The following is a 17,099-nucleotide window of genomic DNA, read 5'->3' as shown; positions in this document are numbered from 1 at the left end:
ATGGAACCACTTCTAAGCTTGGCCTGTCAATACTCGATTTTTTTGATTTCCCTAAAAAACAACAGGCCACTTTTCATAGCTAAATCTCGACTTTAGCGACGCATTTAATTTGTGCTGTGCAGCAAAAATTTGGTGCGTAGATAGCAGAATTTTAAGAGAAGTCGTTTTTATTTTGCTGTGCACAAACAATCAGAATAAAATTTTTTTTCTCGCCTAAAACACTCGATAATCAGTTGTATATTGCGCGCTCTCAAATATTCATTTTGGTGCAGAACAACATCAAAACTTAGTCAACGGCTCTCTAATGTGATGTGTTTTTAATATTTCTGTTTAAATCGCGCTTTTTTAGTGCGGAAAAATAAGATAAATATTTTTACAGCATGTGTCACATCGCCGTGACTTACGCTATGGTTACGGATTTTTTAGGTTCTAAGTATTGATGCTCCTCCATCACGTCTATTACATAACACCTCAAAATAGCGTACGAAGTATCAGGATCGCAGCATCAAAGTCGGCATATTAGAGCCATGTTCATAATAAATGCCCGTTGCAGTAAAAGAGCCACAACCAATTAATCAAGAGGTGTTGCAAGATGCTGTATCAATTCAAATCAAAACTGCATGTACTTAGCCTCATAGGATTAATTTCTTTGAGCTACGCAACCGGGATTACACCAGCATCAGCAAGCAACCCAGCAGATCCCAATAAAATTGTGCGGCAAGCTTTTGAGGGTGCAGATGATGGTTTTGATATGGCAAAAACACAAAATCACTATTCTGGTTGGGTAGTTGATGCGATTTTTGAACCACTACTTGGTTATGACTATCTGGCACGTCCAGCTAAGTTAGTACCGAAGACGGTTGAGGCAATGCCGGAGGTAAGTGATGAGGGTAAGGTATTTATCTTCAAAATCATTCCTGGTATTTACTTCTCACCGGATGAGGCGTTCAAAGGTAAAAAGCATGAGTTGACTGCGCAAGACTATGTCTACAGCTTTAAACGCATACTTGATCCCGCTAACCGGTCGCCTCACGCCAGTTTCATTGATGGCAAAATTGTGGGCATGGATGAAGTTCAGGCGAAAGCGAAGAAAACTAACAAATTTGACTACGACATGCCAGTTGCCGGACTAAGGGCAATTGATAAATACACGTTGCGCATTGAACTGAAAAAAACTGACTATAACTTCTTATATGTAGTCGCCTACTCAGGCTTTGGTGCGGTGGCAAGGGAGGTGATTGAAAGTTATGGTAATCAAACTGGCATGCATCCAGTCGGTACCGGTCCTTATATGCTGGAAAAATATCTACCGCGTAGCAAAATATTTCTGAGCGCAAACCCTGAATACCGCGGTTATGTCTGGGACTTCAAGTCCTCTGGTTCAGACTGGGACGATCAAATAGTCAAAGTCATGAAGGGTAAGAAGATGCCGCAAGTCGGCAAAGTGGAAATCAGCATCATCGAAGAAGAACAATCGCGCTGGCTAGCATTCCAGGATAAGCAAATCGATGTCGACAAAATGCCGCAAATCGCTGCACCGGTTGTACTGAATGGCGATAAATTAAAAGCGTCTTTTATCGAAGAAGGCGTGAAGATGGAGCGCGTAGCAGATGCAGGCACGACATTCAGTTTCTTCAACATGCGTGATCCCATCGTTGGTGGTTATACCAAAGAAAAAATTGCCCTTCGGCGTGCGATTGCGATGGCATATAGCAACACAGACGAGATTGCGCAAATGCGTTTAGGACAAGCGATCAAAGCTGAAAGCCTGATTCCACCCGATGTCGTGGGCTTTGATCCCAAATACCGCAGCAGCCTGGCTTACGATATTCCCTTAGCAAATAAACTATTAGACTATTTCGGCTATAAACGCGGTGCTGACGGCTTCCGCACGATGCCCGATGGCTCACCATTAGTCATTAAAAAAACGATGGAGCCAGCTAATATTTATAAAGTACAGGCCGAGATATTTAAACGTGGGATGGATCAACTCGGCATTCACATGGATTTTTCGGTCAGCAATTTTGCAGACAATTTAAAAGCAGCTAGTGCTTGTAAACTCGTGATGTGGAGCGGCGCGTGGCTCGCTGACTATCCTGATGGCGAAAACTTCCTTCAATTACTGTACGGACCAAAATCTGGTCAAGGCAATCACGCTTGCTATGAGTCACCAGCCTACGATGCCCTATATACGAAAGCGATCTCATTACCGCCAAGTGAAGAACGCAACAAATTGTATTCACAAATGAGTCGTCAAATGGAGGCTGATACGCCGTGGATTATGCATTCCATCAGGGTGCGGAGCTATTTAATCAGACCTTGGATACAAGGATTTAAAAAACATCCTATCGTCCATTCAGACTGGATGTACCTTGACGTTGCTCCACATTAAGTACGAATTGTTAATCAAGTTAAACACAATCATAGTTAATATGCTGGCAGGCGAAAATATGTATGCCGCCCATATATGAAACCTATATATGACACCTATATTTATGCCAGCAAACTGTTGTATCAAATGTCCTAATCGGTCACTTAAGCAGGAGACCCAGTAATAATGAAATCCCAGTCAGTTATGCACACTTTCTTTAAAAAGTATCAACGCCATCTCAGCAAAATAGCGCTCTCTGCTAGCCTCATTTCCATCGGCTCATCACAACTAGCTGTCGCCGCTACTAATCCTGCAGATCCTGACAAAGTGTTGAAATGGGTATTCAATGTCGCTGAAACTGGCTTCGACCCCGGCGCGGCAAAAGACTTGTACTCAAACGGTGTCAACTATGTCATCTTTGAAACTCTGTACTCCTATGACTACCTGGCAAGCCCGGTCAAACTGATCCCCCGCGCAGCGGAGAGCATGCCAGAGGTTTCTGCCGACGCAAAAACCTACACCATCAAATTAAAAAAAGGGATTTACTTTACGCCTGATGATGCCTTCAATGGCAAAAGACGTGAATTGACCATGGCGGATTACATCTACACGCTAAAGCGATTGATGGACCCCAAATTATCTTCACCTCACTCCTGGTTATTGTCGGGGAAAATTGTTGGATTAGATGAATTGGCCGAGCAAGCCAAAAAGGCCAACAAGTTTAATTACGATACAAAAATCGCTGGTCTGGAGCTGGTAGACAAATACACTCTACGCATTCATCTCACCCGCCCGGACTTCAATCTTGGTTTGATCTTGGCACACAACCCGACCGGGGCGGTCGCGCGGGAAGTAATAGAAAAATATCAGGACTTACAAGGTCAAGTTATGGGCCACCCCGTTGGCACCGGCCCCTATATGGTGGCATTGGATGAATGGGTACGTGGCTCCAAAATCATTTTGTTAGCCAATCCAGATTATCGGGGCGATGTTTGGGACTTCAAAGGCGGAGCTAGTCCTGAGGATCAAAAAATCATGGCGGCGATGAAGGGCAAGCGCATGCCGCAGATTGGACGCATAGAAATTAATGTCATGATAGAAGATCAGTCGCGCTGGTTAGCTTTCCAAGGCGGTGAAATCGACATCTTTGAACTCGAAGGTCCGCTGGCACCTCAGGCGCTAGACAACGGCAAATTAAAACCTGCATTAGTCAAAAAGGGAGTCCAGTTATCACGCATCCCGGATCCGGAAACCAGTATTTATTACTGGAATATGCAAGACCCGGTTTGGGGCGGATTAAGTAAAGAAAAAATTGCCTTACGCCGCTCGGTAGCACTTGCACATAATATTCAGGAAGAAATCGACATCGTTTATAACGGCAATGCGGTCAAGCTTGATTACCCGATTCCACCTGGCGTTGTTGGATATGATGCCAACTATAAAAATAGCATTCAATATAACGTCGCAGCAGCCAATGCTTTACTAGATAAATTTGGCTACAAAAAAGGCCCGGATGGATTTCGTACCCTGCCCGATGGTAAGCCACTAGAAATCCGCTACACAGCCCGCTCCGGAGCAGTCGGCAAATTACAAACCGAGGTCTGGAAAAAAACCTACGACTCGATTGGCATCAAAATGAAAGAGGACTTAGTCCAGTTCTCTGAGATGCTAAAAGCGGAAAAAACCTGTCAGCTTCAAACTCGCAACTCGCCATGGATTGCTGACTACCCCGACGGTGATAATTTCATGCAACTGTATTACGGCCCGAATATTGGTAGCACTAATAATGGCTGCGTCAAACTGCCTGAATACGATAAATTGTATGAAGAATCTCAGAAACTCCCTCCCGGAGAGGAACGCGATGCGCTTTATCACAAGATGGCACGCATCATGGAAGTCAATACCGCACAAATGATGGGTTTCGCACGCTATAGAAATATGCTGGCACAAGCACGCGTTATCGGCTACAAGAAGCATCCCATCATTTATGGTGAATGGATGTTTTTCGATGTCGAAAAAAGTAAATAAATAAGCTCCTTTAGATCGTTAGAAAGTATTCCATGACAGCCTATATCCTGCGTCGCTTATGGCAAATGGCTCCCACTATGCTGGGGGTAATTTTGCTGGTGTTCTTCTTATTCAATTGGGTGGGCGGCGATCCCGCCTACATCCTCGCAGGCAAAATGTCGAACGCCGCACAGATCGCCAATATCCGTACTCAGCTTGGGATAGATCAGCCCTACTACGTACAACTGGGTATTTTCATTAAGCAAATTGTGACCTTTAATTTTGGTACCAGTTGGAGTACCGGTGAAGCCATCTCATCCATCATTACTACGCGCCTGGGACCATCGCTGACGGTATTAGTACCATTAACTATTCTCGAAACGCTATTTGCGATTGCGCTGGCGCTAGGCATTGCATTCAAACGCGGCAGTCTGACAGACCGTAGTGTGATGGTGGCATGTACGGTTGGCATGTCGATCAGTATTCTGGTCTATATCATTGTTGGCCAATACTTTTTTGCTTACAAGCTAGGATTGTTTCCTGTGCAGGGTTGGGGCAATAGCTTTGCAGAAAATCTTTTCAAGTATTCCGCCCTTCCGATCTTGATCGGACTGGCAGTCAGCGTCGCGCCGAGCTTGCGTCTATTCCGCACTTTTGTGCTGGACGAAGTTAACCAGGACTATGTGCGCACAGCACGCGCCAAAGGTGTATCCGAGAGCCGGATTAAGTGGGTGCATGTGTTACGCAACGCCTCTATTCCTATCATTACTCATGTGATGTCAAATTTGCCTGCCCTACTTGTTGGCTCATTTTTGATTGAGCGCTTTTTCTCCATCCCAGGCATCGGCCGCGAGGTGATTGCTGCCGTAGATAGTAGCGATTTTCCGCTGATCAAAGCAGTGACGGTGTACGTCGCCGCAGCCGCGATGTTATTTAATTTGTTAGCCGATCTGTTGTATCAAGCGGTTGATCCACGAGTTCAGTTGAAATAAGGCCAAAAAAGAATGTCGACGTCAATATCAACAAATTCAATGAATTCAAAAAATTCAACTGATCAAACAGTTTCTCCAGGTTTGTGGGCCTTAGCATGGCGTCGCTTACGAGCAGACAAAATCGCCATGATTGCCCTGTCCGTTGTGGCAGCTTTTTTAGTCGTGCTGGTGCTATCCGCCAGTGGCTTAATCGCCTCTGACTGGGAGCAAGAAATTGCGGTGAGCTATGCGCCGCCCGGTTTTATCGGTGCTGATGCCGTGAAAACTGAAGCAGTAAAAGCCGAAGCACCACCACCAGAAAATCCGCTTGATCCGTTAGCGGATGTTTTGCGCGAACTGCGTAAAACGCCGGGCAACCAACAACCACCTAGCGTCAATGAATACGGTGTTCCCGATCCTCTGGCAACAGAGATGAAAGAAATTTATACCGAGCTGGCGAAAAAAGGCAAAGCGGTCGTCGCAGAACGGGTACCAACCCTCCCCTTTGGTGCAGATAAATGGGGTCATGACATCATTAAGAAAACGATTAAGGGAGCAGAAACCTCGATTGTGGTCGGTCTGGTAGCGGCTTTTCTGGCGACTTTGCTAGGTACCTTATTCGGTGCTATCTCCGGTTATTTTGGTGGTCGTGTGGACGATCTGTTTAACTGGTTCTATAGCATCTTTACCTCTATCCCTTACTTGCTATTGATCTTGTCGGTCGCCGCCGTGTTGCAACAAAAAGGTGTGACGACCATCATTTTGATTCTGGCATTTACCGGCTGGACTGGACCTTTCCGTCTGATCCGGGCTGAATACATGAAGCATAAAAATCGTGAATACGTCTGGGCAGCCGACGCGATTGGTGCATCACATTTCCGTAAAATGTTTATTCATATCTTCCCTAATGTCAGTCATGTGGCCCTGGTGCAAGTATCTATTCTGGTAGTCGGATTTATTAAGTCTGAAGTGATTTTGAGTTTCCTCGGTTTTGGTGTCCCAGTCGGTGTGGTGTCATGGGGCAGTATGCTCAATGAAGCACAAAACGAACTAATCTTGGGTAAATGGTGGCAGCTAGTGGCTGCGACCGCAGCCATGGCGGTGCTGGTAACAGCCTTCTCGCTGTTCACCGATGCCTTGCGCGATGCGCTCGACCCTAAGCTGAAATAAGGACAGACCATGAGCCAAGAATCATTATTAAAAGTAGAAAATCTGCGCGTCTCTTTCCGTATCAATAAAAAAGAAAGCGTAGAAACTGTCAAAGGGATTTCCTTCGATATTCCGCGTAACTCTACCGTCGCTCTGGTCGGTGAGTCTGGTAGCGGCAAATCCGTCAGCTCGCTGGCGATTATGGGTCTGCTACCACCCGATACCTCCAGTATTGCGAAAGACAGCAAGATCACATTTGAAGGTCGCAGCCTGCTTGATTTAAGCCTCGCAGAACGTCGCCAATTATGTGGCAAAGACATCTCCATGATTTTTCAGGAGCCCATGACTTCGTTGAATCCGGTGTTTACGGTCGGCTTCCAGATCGGCGAAGTCTTGCAACTACATATGGGGATGAACGCCAAGCAAGCACGCGCAAGATCCATCGCCTTATTGGAAGAAGTCGGCATCCCCGACCCTGCTAATAAAATTGACGCCTACCCTAGCCAGATGTCCGGCGGGCAGCAACAGCGCGTAATGATTGCGATGGCAATTGCCTGCGAACCTAAATTGCTGATCGCGGACGAGCCGACAACCGCGCTCGACGTGACGATACAAAAACAAATCATCGATCTGATCGAGGCATTACGGGTAAAGCACAATATGTCCGTGCTGTTTATTACCCATGATCTGGCCTTGGTTGGCGAGATTGCCGATAAAGTGATCGTCATGCGCAGCGGCGAAATCCGCGAAGCGGGCGACGTCAAACAGATATTCCAGGCACCAAAGGATACCTATACCCAGGCGCTGCTGCATTGCCGTCCATCCTTATATTCGCGTCCATGGCGCTTACCGGTAATTGCAGATTTTATGAGCCATATCGAGAAAACCGGCAGCATCGTTATCGAACATAAAGAGCGGCCGCGTGGATTAAACGGCGACGAAGATATCGTGCTCGATGTGCGCGGTTTGGGTAAAAGTTTTTACACCCGTGAAGGCTTCTTCGGCAAAAAAGAATTTCGGGCAGTAGAAGATGTTTCCTTCAAACTGGCGCGCGGAAAAACTCTGGGTGTCGTCGGCGAATCCGGTTCTGGCAAGACAACCGTGGGCCTCACGCTGATGCGCTTGCACCAGGCAACGGCCGGTCAGGCGATCTTTGAAGGCAAGGATATTTTGTCCATGTCCAACAAAGATTTTATGCAGTACAAGCGCCGCATCCAGATCATTTTCCAAAACCCTTATGCGTCGCTCAATCCACGCTTCACGGTTGGACAAATTTTGATGGAGCCAATGCAAATCCATAGCATCGGTGCCAATGATAGTGAACGCGCAAAAATGGCCTATACCTTGCTGGAAAAAGTCGGTCTGCCAGCAATCGCCTTCCATCGCTATCCACACGAGTTTTCTGGCGGACAACGCCAGCGTATTGCCATCGCTCGCTGCCTGACGATGAAGCCAGAAATACTCATCTGCGACGAATCGGTATCCGCTTTAGACGTCTCAGTGCAGGCACAAGTACTGAACCTGCTGCAAGATTTACAGGAAGAATTTGGCCTGTCGTATATCTTTATCTCGCACGATCTGGCCGTCGTGAAGTACATTGCAGATCAGGTAATGGTGATGAATAAGGGCAAAGTCGTGGAGCTGGCAAATTCAGATGAGCTTTATCGCAATCCTACGCAGGCTTATACCAAGACCTTGCTGAATGCGATCCCCCGCGGCTTACACGCTTAGTTTGCAGACTTGTGTGTAAACTAAACTGAGCACTTCGGCAATCCGCTGGCATCGGACTTAGGGGGAAGTAGGAACTTGCGTAAAACGGACAATCTCCTTTAGCACCTCATTTTTTTGCACAAGTTCTATTGAAGAAATTAAGGATACTCCCCCTATTTTTTATAAAATACGCCCTATTGTCCAATAATTCTGTGGACAATTAAATATACTAATAGGGAGTATCAATATTTACCTGTATATAAGCTGATGAATACCACCTCAGATTCACTGCTGTAGTAGCTAACGCCAATTTTGGGCAGATACAAGAGTGAAAAAATTTGCCGACTAGACGACTACCATCTACAATTCCGTCCTGTTGAGGAGTTACTCTAATTTGTTCACAGTTGCATGCGAGTAAAACGAAGGCAATCTCAACGCTGAATACCCAAGGAGTTTTTTTAAAACCTATTGATCGAGATCGATTACTAACTGATACTCGATATGGATTTTAGAAGTTCCCATAACCTTAGTCCAATCAATATGCGCCTCCACAAGCCATTTTGGCCTGTAAGCCGCAGAAACAATGGACTACCCCATGGAGTTAATATGGCATTTCTGCAAGGCAAAAAAATCCTGATCACTGGTTTGCTCTCAAACCGCTCTATTGCTTATGGCATCGCCAAAGCCTGTCATCGTGAAGGCGCGGAGCTGGCTTTTACTTATCAAGGTGAGCGTTTCAAAGACAGGATTACCGAATTTGCGAAAGAGTTTGATAGCGCGCTGGTATTTGATTGCGACGTTGGTAGCGACGAGCAAATCAATGCAGTATTTTCAGATTTAAGCAAATCCTGGGATGGTCTGGATGGTCTGGTGCACGCAATTGGCTTTGCCCCGCGCGAAGCAATTGCAGGTGATTTTTTAGATGGCTTGTCACGTGAGTCATTCAAAATCGCCCACGATATTTCCGCCTACAGTTTTCCTGCACTGGCCAAAGCCGCATTACCGATGCTGCGTAAAGATGCTGCTCTGCTGACCTTGTCTTACCTTGGTGCGATCAAAGCGATTCCTAACTACAACACAATGGGTTTAGCTAAAGCATCGCTGGAAGCATCGGTACGTTATCTGGCGGAATCAATGGGCAAGCGCGGCGTCCGCGTGAATGGTATCTCTGCCGGTCCGATCAAAACTTTAGCCGCCAGCGGTATTAAAGATTTCAGTAAATTATTAGGATTTGTGGCGGAACATTCACCCCTGCGCCGCAATGTGACCATCGACGACGTGGGCAATACCGCAGCCTTCTTGCTATCCGATCTGTCAGCTGGCATTACTGGCGAAATTACGTATGTTGACGGTGGCTTTTCGCATGTAATGGGTATCATCACCGAATAAGCAGTCCAGCTAAAAAACAAGGGAGCAAAGGCAAAGTAAATTCGCCCGCTCCCTTTTTTATTTGACCTAACGTTTGCGTTCAACCTAAAAACGGCAATAAAACACGAAACAGACTGTTCAGATCAGACTTGCCTAAAGTACACGATGCCTCGATCACTGACACCGGTAAATTCTGTAAGCCAGACTGCAAAGGATGCACCATCAACGGCAAGCTAAAAATCACCGGACCAGCGACCAAGCCAACAAAACTAAATATCAGTGTCCACCTAGCGCGATTTCCAGCCAGTGACCAAATACGTTGGGTGGGCTAAACTTTCGAAATCAAATTTCAAATCATCAAATGCAGATTGCACATTAGCCGCAACTGCGACCGAAATCGTATCAGCGGCAGCGACCTGCGCCACCGGGCTGGCGAGGGCAAAAAATATCACCTTAAAAAAGCTAGGGAAGATTTTATTTTCAGACTCTTTCAATATAAACTAGGTCAAACTTACGAAAATTTATCCCGGCAAAGTGTAGCGGCGAAGACGGTCTTTAGTACGACTAAACGCTGCAACGCAGTTGAATGCTTTTTCTTCAGTCGTTTTTCCGCAAACCCCTTTGCGTATGCCGTTTTGCGTAAGTTCGACTAGACGCTAAATGCCAACAAATGCCTTTGCATGCGACCAGACCAAGCAATTTCCTGAAACAAGATAATGACTGCTGCACCAGCCCCTCGATTTGGTACGAAGAACATGAAGAGCGCCAAGCTCAAACAAGCATTGCTCGTGCTGCACTACGCATATGGAAAATTTTTTGCTCGCTTACGACGATTACTATTCGCTATGAAGAGTTTTAGTTTATTGGTTTTATTCATTTCATTCTTGCCACAGACAGCGATCGCAGCCGGTAATTGTGAAAAAAACTGGCCAGCTTGGGATGCGTTCAAAAAGAATTTTATTAATGAAGGCGGACGGGTCGTTGATGCCAGCACACCGCGATTTCATAGTTCCTCCGAAGGGCAAGCTTATGGACTATTTTTTTCCCTGGTCGCTAATGATAAGAAGAGCTTTGATTTCTTATTAAAATGGACAGAAGCAAACTTGGCCGGCGGCGATCTTACCGCGCGTTTACCGGCCTGGTATTGGGGTAAAAAAGACGATGGTAGCTGGGGGGTAATTGATCAGAATTCTGCATCAGATGCCGATCTCTGGCTCGCCTATACCTTGGGTCAAGCAGGCACTCTCTGGAACGACAAACGATACACGGCATTATCAACATTGATCGGTAAACGTATTCTGCGGGAAGAAACCGCAGACCTGCCAAAGCTAGGACTGAGTCTATTGCCAGCACCATCGGGGTTTACGCCGACAACAACTAGCTGGAAGCTCAATCCTAGCTACACACCAATCCAAGTCATGCGCTGGTTTGCCAACAATGGTCAGGATGAGCGTTGGGAAAAGTTATTACATTCCTCGGCGCAAATCATTATCGGTGCGTCACCCAAAGGTTATAGCCCGGACTGGATTCTTTATGACAGCGCGAAAGGATATGTTATCGATAGCCAAGGTCAGGAAAAAGGTAACGGCGGCTACAATGCGATCCGTGTCTATTTATGGGCAGGAATGTTGCCAGAGAAGGAACCGTATAAAAAAGCGCTTCTTACAGCGCTCAAACCGATGGCAAGTCTGGTGGAGAACAAAGCGTTTCCGCCAGAATTTATTAACGTGAGCACTGGAGAAATCAACAAACCCGGCTCCACCGGATTCTCGGCTGCGATGCTACCGTTTTTAAAAACTACCGGTTATAAAAAAGCATGGGAAGAACAAAATCTGAGAATTTCTGCCTTGCTCATTAAACCAGACGCCTATTACGATCAAGTGCTTGCGATGTATGCACTTGGCTGGCAAGAACAGCGTTATCAATTTCACGCAAATGGCAATTTAATGCCTCAATGGAAATCCAGTTGCGGAAAATAAAACTGTTAATCTGACAAATTGGATTTATTCATTGCCTTCAATCACAAATCCGTGCTTTTTCTACAGAAATACTGTATTATAGCGTCCTTGCACTGCAGCACAAGTTTCAGTGTACTAAGTATTAATTTGCAGCACCGCAAACCCTGCACATTTGTGACATCACAAATGATGCGATGTAAAAGCCCTCCCGCCCTGCATGTCCAGTACGACCTTTTGGACATCATCCCGGCGCAAAGCTTTTTGTGCCGAAATTTCATCGTTTCCTTCTTGGTATTCTTTGTTCATTTCGTTTGGTTAGCGTTGCTTTTTTATGCGCATTGTATTTGCACTGCGCTGATTTTTAACGAAAGATTAGAATGACTTTTGAAGCATTAGGCCTACACACGTCCGTTATCCGCGCCCTGACTGACGCTGGTTATACAAAACCTACAAGCGTTCAGGAACAAGCTGTTCCTGCTGCGATTAGTGGTCGTGATTTGTTGGTATCTTCACAAACTGGTTCAGGCAAAACTGCCGCCTTCATGTTGCCAGCCTTGCACAAGTTCGCAAGTGCAGCAGAAACCGACTTAGAAACAGCCGGCAAAACGCCAAATCAAGCACAACAATCAGCACGTGCACGCGGTGATCGCCCACGCTTTGTTGCCGCGAAACCAAAAATGTTGGTACTGACACCGACACGTGAATTGGCTCTGCAAGTAACGACAGCAACTGATAAATACTGCGCCTATATGAAGCGCGTTAAAGCAGTGTCGATTTTGGGTGGTATGCCTTATCCAAAGCAGATGCAATTATTGTCCCGCAACCCAGAAATTCTGGTCGCTACTCCAGGTCGTTTGATCGACCATATGGAATCCGGCAAAATTGATTTCTCCGAATTAGAAATTTTGGTATTAGACGAAGCTGATCGCATGTTGGATATGGGCTTTATCGATGACATCGAAAAAATCGTTGCAGCAACACCAGCAACACGTCAAACCATGTTGTTCTCTGCAACATTGGATGGCGTAGTCGGTAACATGGCACGTCGCATCACTAAAGATCCTATGGTCATTCAGATCGCTGGCTCTGCAAGTAAGCATGAAAACATCAAGCAAAAAGTTCACTTTGTCGATGACATGTCTCACAAAAATCGTTTGCTAGACCACTTGTTACGTGACGAAACGGTTGATCAGGCTGTTATCTTTACTGCGACTAAACGTGATGCAGATACCATTGCTGATCGTTTAAACATCGCCGGTTTTGCTGCTGCCGCTTTGCATGGCGACATGCATCAAGGTGCACGTAACCGCACATTAGATTCTCTGCGCCGTGGACAAGTCCGCGTATTGGTGGCAACTGACGTCGCTGCTCGCGGTATTGACGTTCCAGCGATTACACACGTATTCAACTACGACTTGCCTAAGTTCCCGGAAGATTACGTCCATCGTATTGGCCGTACTGGCCGCGCTGGTCGCAATGGCGTTGCAATTTCTCTGGTAAATCATGCTGAAGGTATCAACGTTAAGCGTATCGAACGTTTCACTAAGCAATTGATTCCTGTCGAAATTATCGAAGGCTTTGAGCCGAAGAAAACAGCATCTACATCGCATAGTGCTGCACGCAAGCCAAGCGGCTGGCGTCCAGGCGACAGCCGTGGTAACAGCAGTGGTGGTGGCTATCGCGGCAATAACGCTGGCTCTGGCAACAGCAGCAGCGCGAACGGCAATCGTAGCGAAGGTAGTGGTTATGGCGCGAACAAACCAGCACAACGCACATTCAGCAAACCAGCTGGCAGCACGAGCGGCGCGCCACGTAGCGAAGGTGGTTACAAAGGTAATCGTACTGGCGATACTGGCAATGCACGTCGCTCATTTGGCGATCGTTAATACTGGTAAATGCATCGGCAAATATTTGTCGGCAGCGAACAAAAGCGACCCTTGTGGTCGCTTTTTTTATGGACATCAAAAGTAAACGTAAAAAAGTAATCTCGCCCGTCTCAGAGTATCCGCCAAGACTCAAAACTAATATACTCCCCTACCAAAATACATAAACACTGCCTACTGTCCAATTATTATATGGACGATTAAAATATACATACCCATAGTATATTTAATACCAAAAATAATTGCGGCATATCGACTGACGCACACCTCATCAAAAAAAACTCATAAACTGCTCCTACTACAAGCTTGATAACATCAATACACTATAAGATTTACGCAAAGTTATCCCGGCAAAGGCGCAGCGACGAAGGCAGTAGTTTAATGTATAGCTAGGTGCCGCAACACAGCTAGGGCGTTTTTGCGTAGTCCTACCTTGCCAGGTGCTTCAACTATGCTCTGCAAGCACTTATAGTGAGTATCACTGTGCAGCTTTGGACAGAGGCTGTGCATCTCGTTTAGTATGGTGCCTGTAATTCAACTTTGTCATCACTGATAAAACCAACGCGATTCTCTTTACTCAATTTATATGACATCAACAGTATTATCCGAGGCACCAGCATCCCCGATACGGCTTACCTCTTTTTCACACGGTGGCGGTTGCGGCTGCAAAATCGCGCCAGGCGTCTTGTCTGAGATTTTAAAAAAATCGACTGGCTTCCCCGTGCCGACTGCCCTGATGGTTGGCATAGAAACCGCCGATGACGCTGCCGTGTATAAACTCAATGACGAGCAAGCACTGATCGCCACTACGGATTTTTTCATGCCGATCGTGGACGATCCATATGACTTTGGTCGAATCGCTGCCACCAATGCTATCTCCGACGTCTATGCGATGGGCGGCACTCCGATTATGGCGCTGGCACTGGTTGGCATGCCTATCAATCAATTGCCAATTGAGGTCATCGGTAAAATCATTGCGGGTGGAGAATCCATTTGTGCTGAAGCAGGTATCCCGATTGCGGGCGGTCACACGATTGATTCAGTCGAACCAATTTATGGTTTAGTCGTACTCGGTTTAGTGCATCCATCCAAAGTCAAACGTAATGCCGATGCCAAAGTCGGCGACAAACTCGTCCTCGGCAAACCGCTGGGTGTGGGCATTTTGTCAGCAGCGCTCAAAAAGCAAGCACTAGACGAGGCAGGTTATGCCAGCATGATTGCCAATACCACCAAGCTCAACCGGCCCGGCATGGCATTATCCAATATGAGTGCAGTACACGCAGTCACCGATGTCACAGGCTTTGGTTTGCTTGGACACCTGTTAGAAGTCTGTCGTGGCGCGAATGTGTCCGCCCAATTGACGATGTCGCACATACCGCTTTTACCGGATGTGCAGCAATTGGCAGAGGCCGGATTTATCACGGGTGCCTCCGCTCGCAACTGGGATGCTTACGGACATGATGTTGTGTTGGCGGAGGGTATCAGCCCAGTTCAACAGGCGCTGCTCAGCGATCCGCAAACCTCGGGAGGCTTATTAGTTTCCTGCTCGGCCGATGCGGTGGAGGATGTATTGGCTTTATTTAAAGCAGACAATTTTTTTGATGCTGCCGTCATCGGTGATATCGTTGCAAAATCTGGTGATGCAGCAAATGTCTTTGTTGGCTTATAGGAAGTATCTCGGTTTTTTATTAATCTTAGGACTCACGCAAAACCGCCCCAGCTGCGTTATAGCTCCTAGCTGCACCAAAGTACTATCTTCGTCGCTACGCCTTGCTGGGACAATTTTGCATAAGTCCTAAATCTTAATTTTTCAGAGCTTTAAAATAAATCATGATGAATCAGCTAGAACAACTTAAAAAGTACACAACTGTAGTTGCCGACACAGGCGATTTTCAGTCCATGAAAGCCTATGCGCCGCAAGACGCGACGACCAATCCGTCGTTGATACTAAAAGCCGTCCAGAAAGCAGAATATCGTCCCTTGTTAGAAAAAATTGTCAGCGCGCATGCTGGCAAAGCAAGCGATGACATCATCGATCATTTGCTCGTCGCTTTCGGTTTAGAAATTTTGAACATCGTCCCGGGCCGGGTCTCCACTGAAACCGATGCACGTCTATCTTTTGATACAGAAGCCACGGTTGCGAAAGGGCGCAAACTCATTGCTTTATACGAAGCAGCAGGCATTACCCGCGAACGTATTCTGATCAAAATTGCCTCTACCTGGGAAGGCATACGCGCAGCAGAGATTCTGGAAAAAGAAGGTATACGCTGCAACATGACTTTACTATTCTGCTTGCCGCAAGCAGTTGCATGTGCCGAAGCTGGTGCGCAATTGATCTCCCCGTTTGTAGGCCGCATCTACGACTGGTATAAAAAGCAAACAGGACAAGAAATTTTCGGTGCCGATGATCCTGGCGTTCTGTCGGTAAAAAAGATTTATACCTACTATCGCAAGTTTGGCTATGACACAGAAATCATGGGCGCGAGTTTCCGTAATACATCACAAATACTGGAGTTAGCCGGTTGCGATTTACTGACGATCAGTCCAGATTTGCTGCAAAAATTAGCCGATACGACCAATACGATCAGCGCAAAATTAAACAAAGAAGCGGCACTAGCATCTGATCTGCAAAAAATTAGTCTTAATGAAAAAACTTTCCGCTTCCAGTTAAATGAAGATGCGATGGCAACCGAAAAATTATCCGAAGGGATACGTGCATTTTGTGCAGATACAGTGAAGCTGGAACAGATCATTGCTGAAATGGCTTGAAAACAATAGCTTAAAAATATGACTGTTTAAAGTAAATGGGGCAAACACTGCCCCATTTTTTCGTCTCAGTTTTTAACTATCTTTTGACTAAATTAAATGTAGTGGACGGAAGAATACATGAATAAAATCATAGAATTATCCACCTGGAACAGGCGAGAACACTTTAAGTTTTTTTCAAAACTAGATGAGCCTTTTCATGGGTTGGTAGCCAATATCGATTGTTCTCTCGCCTATCAACATTGCAAAGAGCAACAGCAATCTTTTTTTCTTTTCTACCTGCACAGCATATTACAAGCAGTTAACCAAACCGAGGCAATGCGCTACCGGATTGAGTCGGGCAAGGTGATTGATTATGCGGCCATCCACGCCAATGCGACGATTAATCGTGCTGATCACACTTTTGGTTTTTGTCAGATCAATTTTGATACCGACTTCATCAAGTTTACGCTTAGGGCAAAAGAGTCTATGCAAAAAATTAAAGAGACGAGTGGCTTGTGTTTGAATGAAGATACCAACCGTAACGACGTGATCCATTTTTCAGCCATGCCGTGGATCAGTTTTACAGGGTTGACACATGCCCGACATCTGGATGGTAAGGACAGCGTCCCCAAAATTTCAGTTGGAAAGTGCTTTCAGCAAGATGGCAAACTCATGATGCCTGTTGCGACTTTTGTGCATCATGGCCTGGTCGATGGCTATCATGTGCATCAGTTTTTACAAGGGCTGGAGCATTTGTTTAATACTGAGTATTAAACCGAATTTGCGCTAAGTTTGAAATAAACCGAGATTTTCCATTAGGATTTGAGTTGATGACGGATGTATTTTTCGAGGCAGTTTTGATCTGAGTTTATTGTAAATAAGACGCTCATGGCTAGCCATGAGCAGTAACGAAGAGCATCGAAAATGACCGAAA

12 protein-coding genes are annotated in these 17,099 nt (G+C 46.0%); all 12 read left to right on the top strand.

Going from position 1 to position 17,099, the window contains the following annotated elements; all coding sequences use genetic code 11:
- The first annotated feature begins 649 nt into the window (after positions 1–649).
- The 12 genes from RGU72_RS01380 to RGU72_RS01325 all read left to right on the top strand — a co-directional run bounded on the left by RGU72_RS01380 (position 650) and on the right by RGU72_RS01325 (position 16,939).
- Positions 650–2,392, top strand: a complete 1,743-nt coding sequence (locus RGU72_RS01380; RefSeq protein ID WP_322118041.1) for an ABC transporter substrate-binding protein — start codon at positions 650–652, stop codon at positions 2,390–2,392.
- A gap of 165 nt (positions 2,393–2,557) precedes the next feature.
- Positions 2,558–4,399, top strand: a complete 1,842-nt coding sequence (locus RGU72_RS01375; RefSeq protein WP_322118040.1) for an ABC transporter substrate-binding protein — start codon at positions 2,558–2,560, stop codon at positions 4,397–4,399.
- Positions 4,400–4,431: 32 nt separating this feature from the next.
- Complete coding sequence (locus RGU72_RS01370; RefSeq protein ID WP_322118039.1) at positions 4,432–5,370, top strand: ABC transporter permease; 939 nt, start codon at positions 4,432–4,434, stop codon at positions 5,368–5,370.
- Between the two features lie 39 nt (positions 5,371–5,409).
- Positions 5,410–6,519 carry an ABC transporter permease gene (locus RGU72_RS01365; RefSeq protein ID WP_322118038.1) on the top strand — a complete coding sequence of 370 codons (1,110 nt, stop codon included), beginning with the start codon at positions 5,410–5,412 and terminating at the stop codon, positions 6,517–6,519.
- Positions 6,520–6,528: 9 nt separating this feature from the next.
- Entirely contained in the window at positions 6,529–8,229 is a 1,701-nt protein-coding gene (locus RGU72_RS01360; RefSeq protein WP_322118037.1) for an ABC transporter ATP-binding protein, read from the top strand.
- A 585-nt stretch (positions 8,230–8,814) separates the two neighbouring features.
- On the top strand, positions 8,815–9,597 hold the full coding sequence (gene fabI, locus RGU72_RS01355; RefSeq protein WP_322118036.1) for an enoyl-ACP reductase FabI: 783 nt from the start codon (positions 8,815–8,817) through the stop codon (positions 9,595–9,597).
- Positions 9,598–9,725: 128 nt separating this feature from the next.
- Positions 9,726–9,908, top strand: coding sequence for a hypothetical protein (locus tag RGU72_RS01350; RefSeq protein ID WP_322118035.1), 183 nt, complete (start codon positions 9,726–9,728; stop codon positions 9,906–9,908).
- Between the two features lie 384 nt (positions 9,909–10,292).
- Entirely contained in the window at positions 10,293–11,555 is a 1,263-nt protein-coding gene (gene bcsZ / locus RGU72_RS01345) for a cellulose synthase complex periplasmic endoglucanase BcsZ (RefSeq protein ID WP_322118034.1), read from the top strand.
- A 356-nt stretch (positions 11,556–11,911) separates the two neighbouring features.
- Positions 11,912–13,420 carry a DEAD/DEAH box helicase gene (locus RGU72_RS01340; RefSeq protein WP_322118033.1) on the top strand — a complete coding sequence of 503 codons (1,509 nt, stop codon included), beginning with the start codon at positions 11,912–11,914 and terminating at the stop codon, positions 13,418–13,420.
- Positions 13,421–14,003: 583 nt separating this feature from the next.
- Complete coding sequence (gene selD / locus RGU72_RS01335; protein WP_322118032.1) at positions 14,004–15,086, top strand: selenide, water dikinase SelD; 1,083 nt, start codon at positions 14,004–14,006, stop codon at positions 15,084–15,086.
- Between the two features lie 164 nt (positions 15,087–15,250).
- Complete coding sequence (tal, locus tag RGU72_RS01330) at positions 15,251–16,186, top strand: transaldolase (protein WP_322121520.1); 936 nt, start codon at positions 15,251–15,253, stop codon at positions 16,184–16,186.
- Positions 16,187–16,303: 117 nt separating this feature from the next.
- A complete protein-coding gene (locus RGU72_RS01325) occupies positions 16,304–16,939 on the top strand; it encodes a chloramphenicol acetyltransferase (protein ID WP_322118031.1) in 636 nt (211 codons plus the stop codon).
- Positions 16,940–17,099: the final 160 nt, after the last annotated feature.

The organism is Undibacterium sp. 5I1, from assembly GCF_034314085.1.
In the GTDB taxonomy this organism is placed as follows: domain Bacteria; phylum Pseudomonadota; class Gammaproteobacteria; order Burkholderiales; family Burkholderiaceae_D; genus Undibacterium.
The sequence above is the reverse complement of the archived record's forward strand: the minus strand, read 5'-3'. Positions and strand labels throughout refer to the sequence as shown.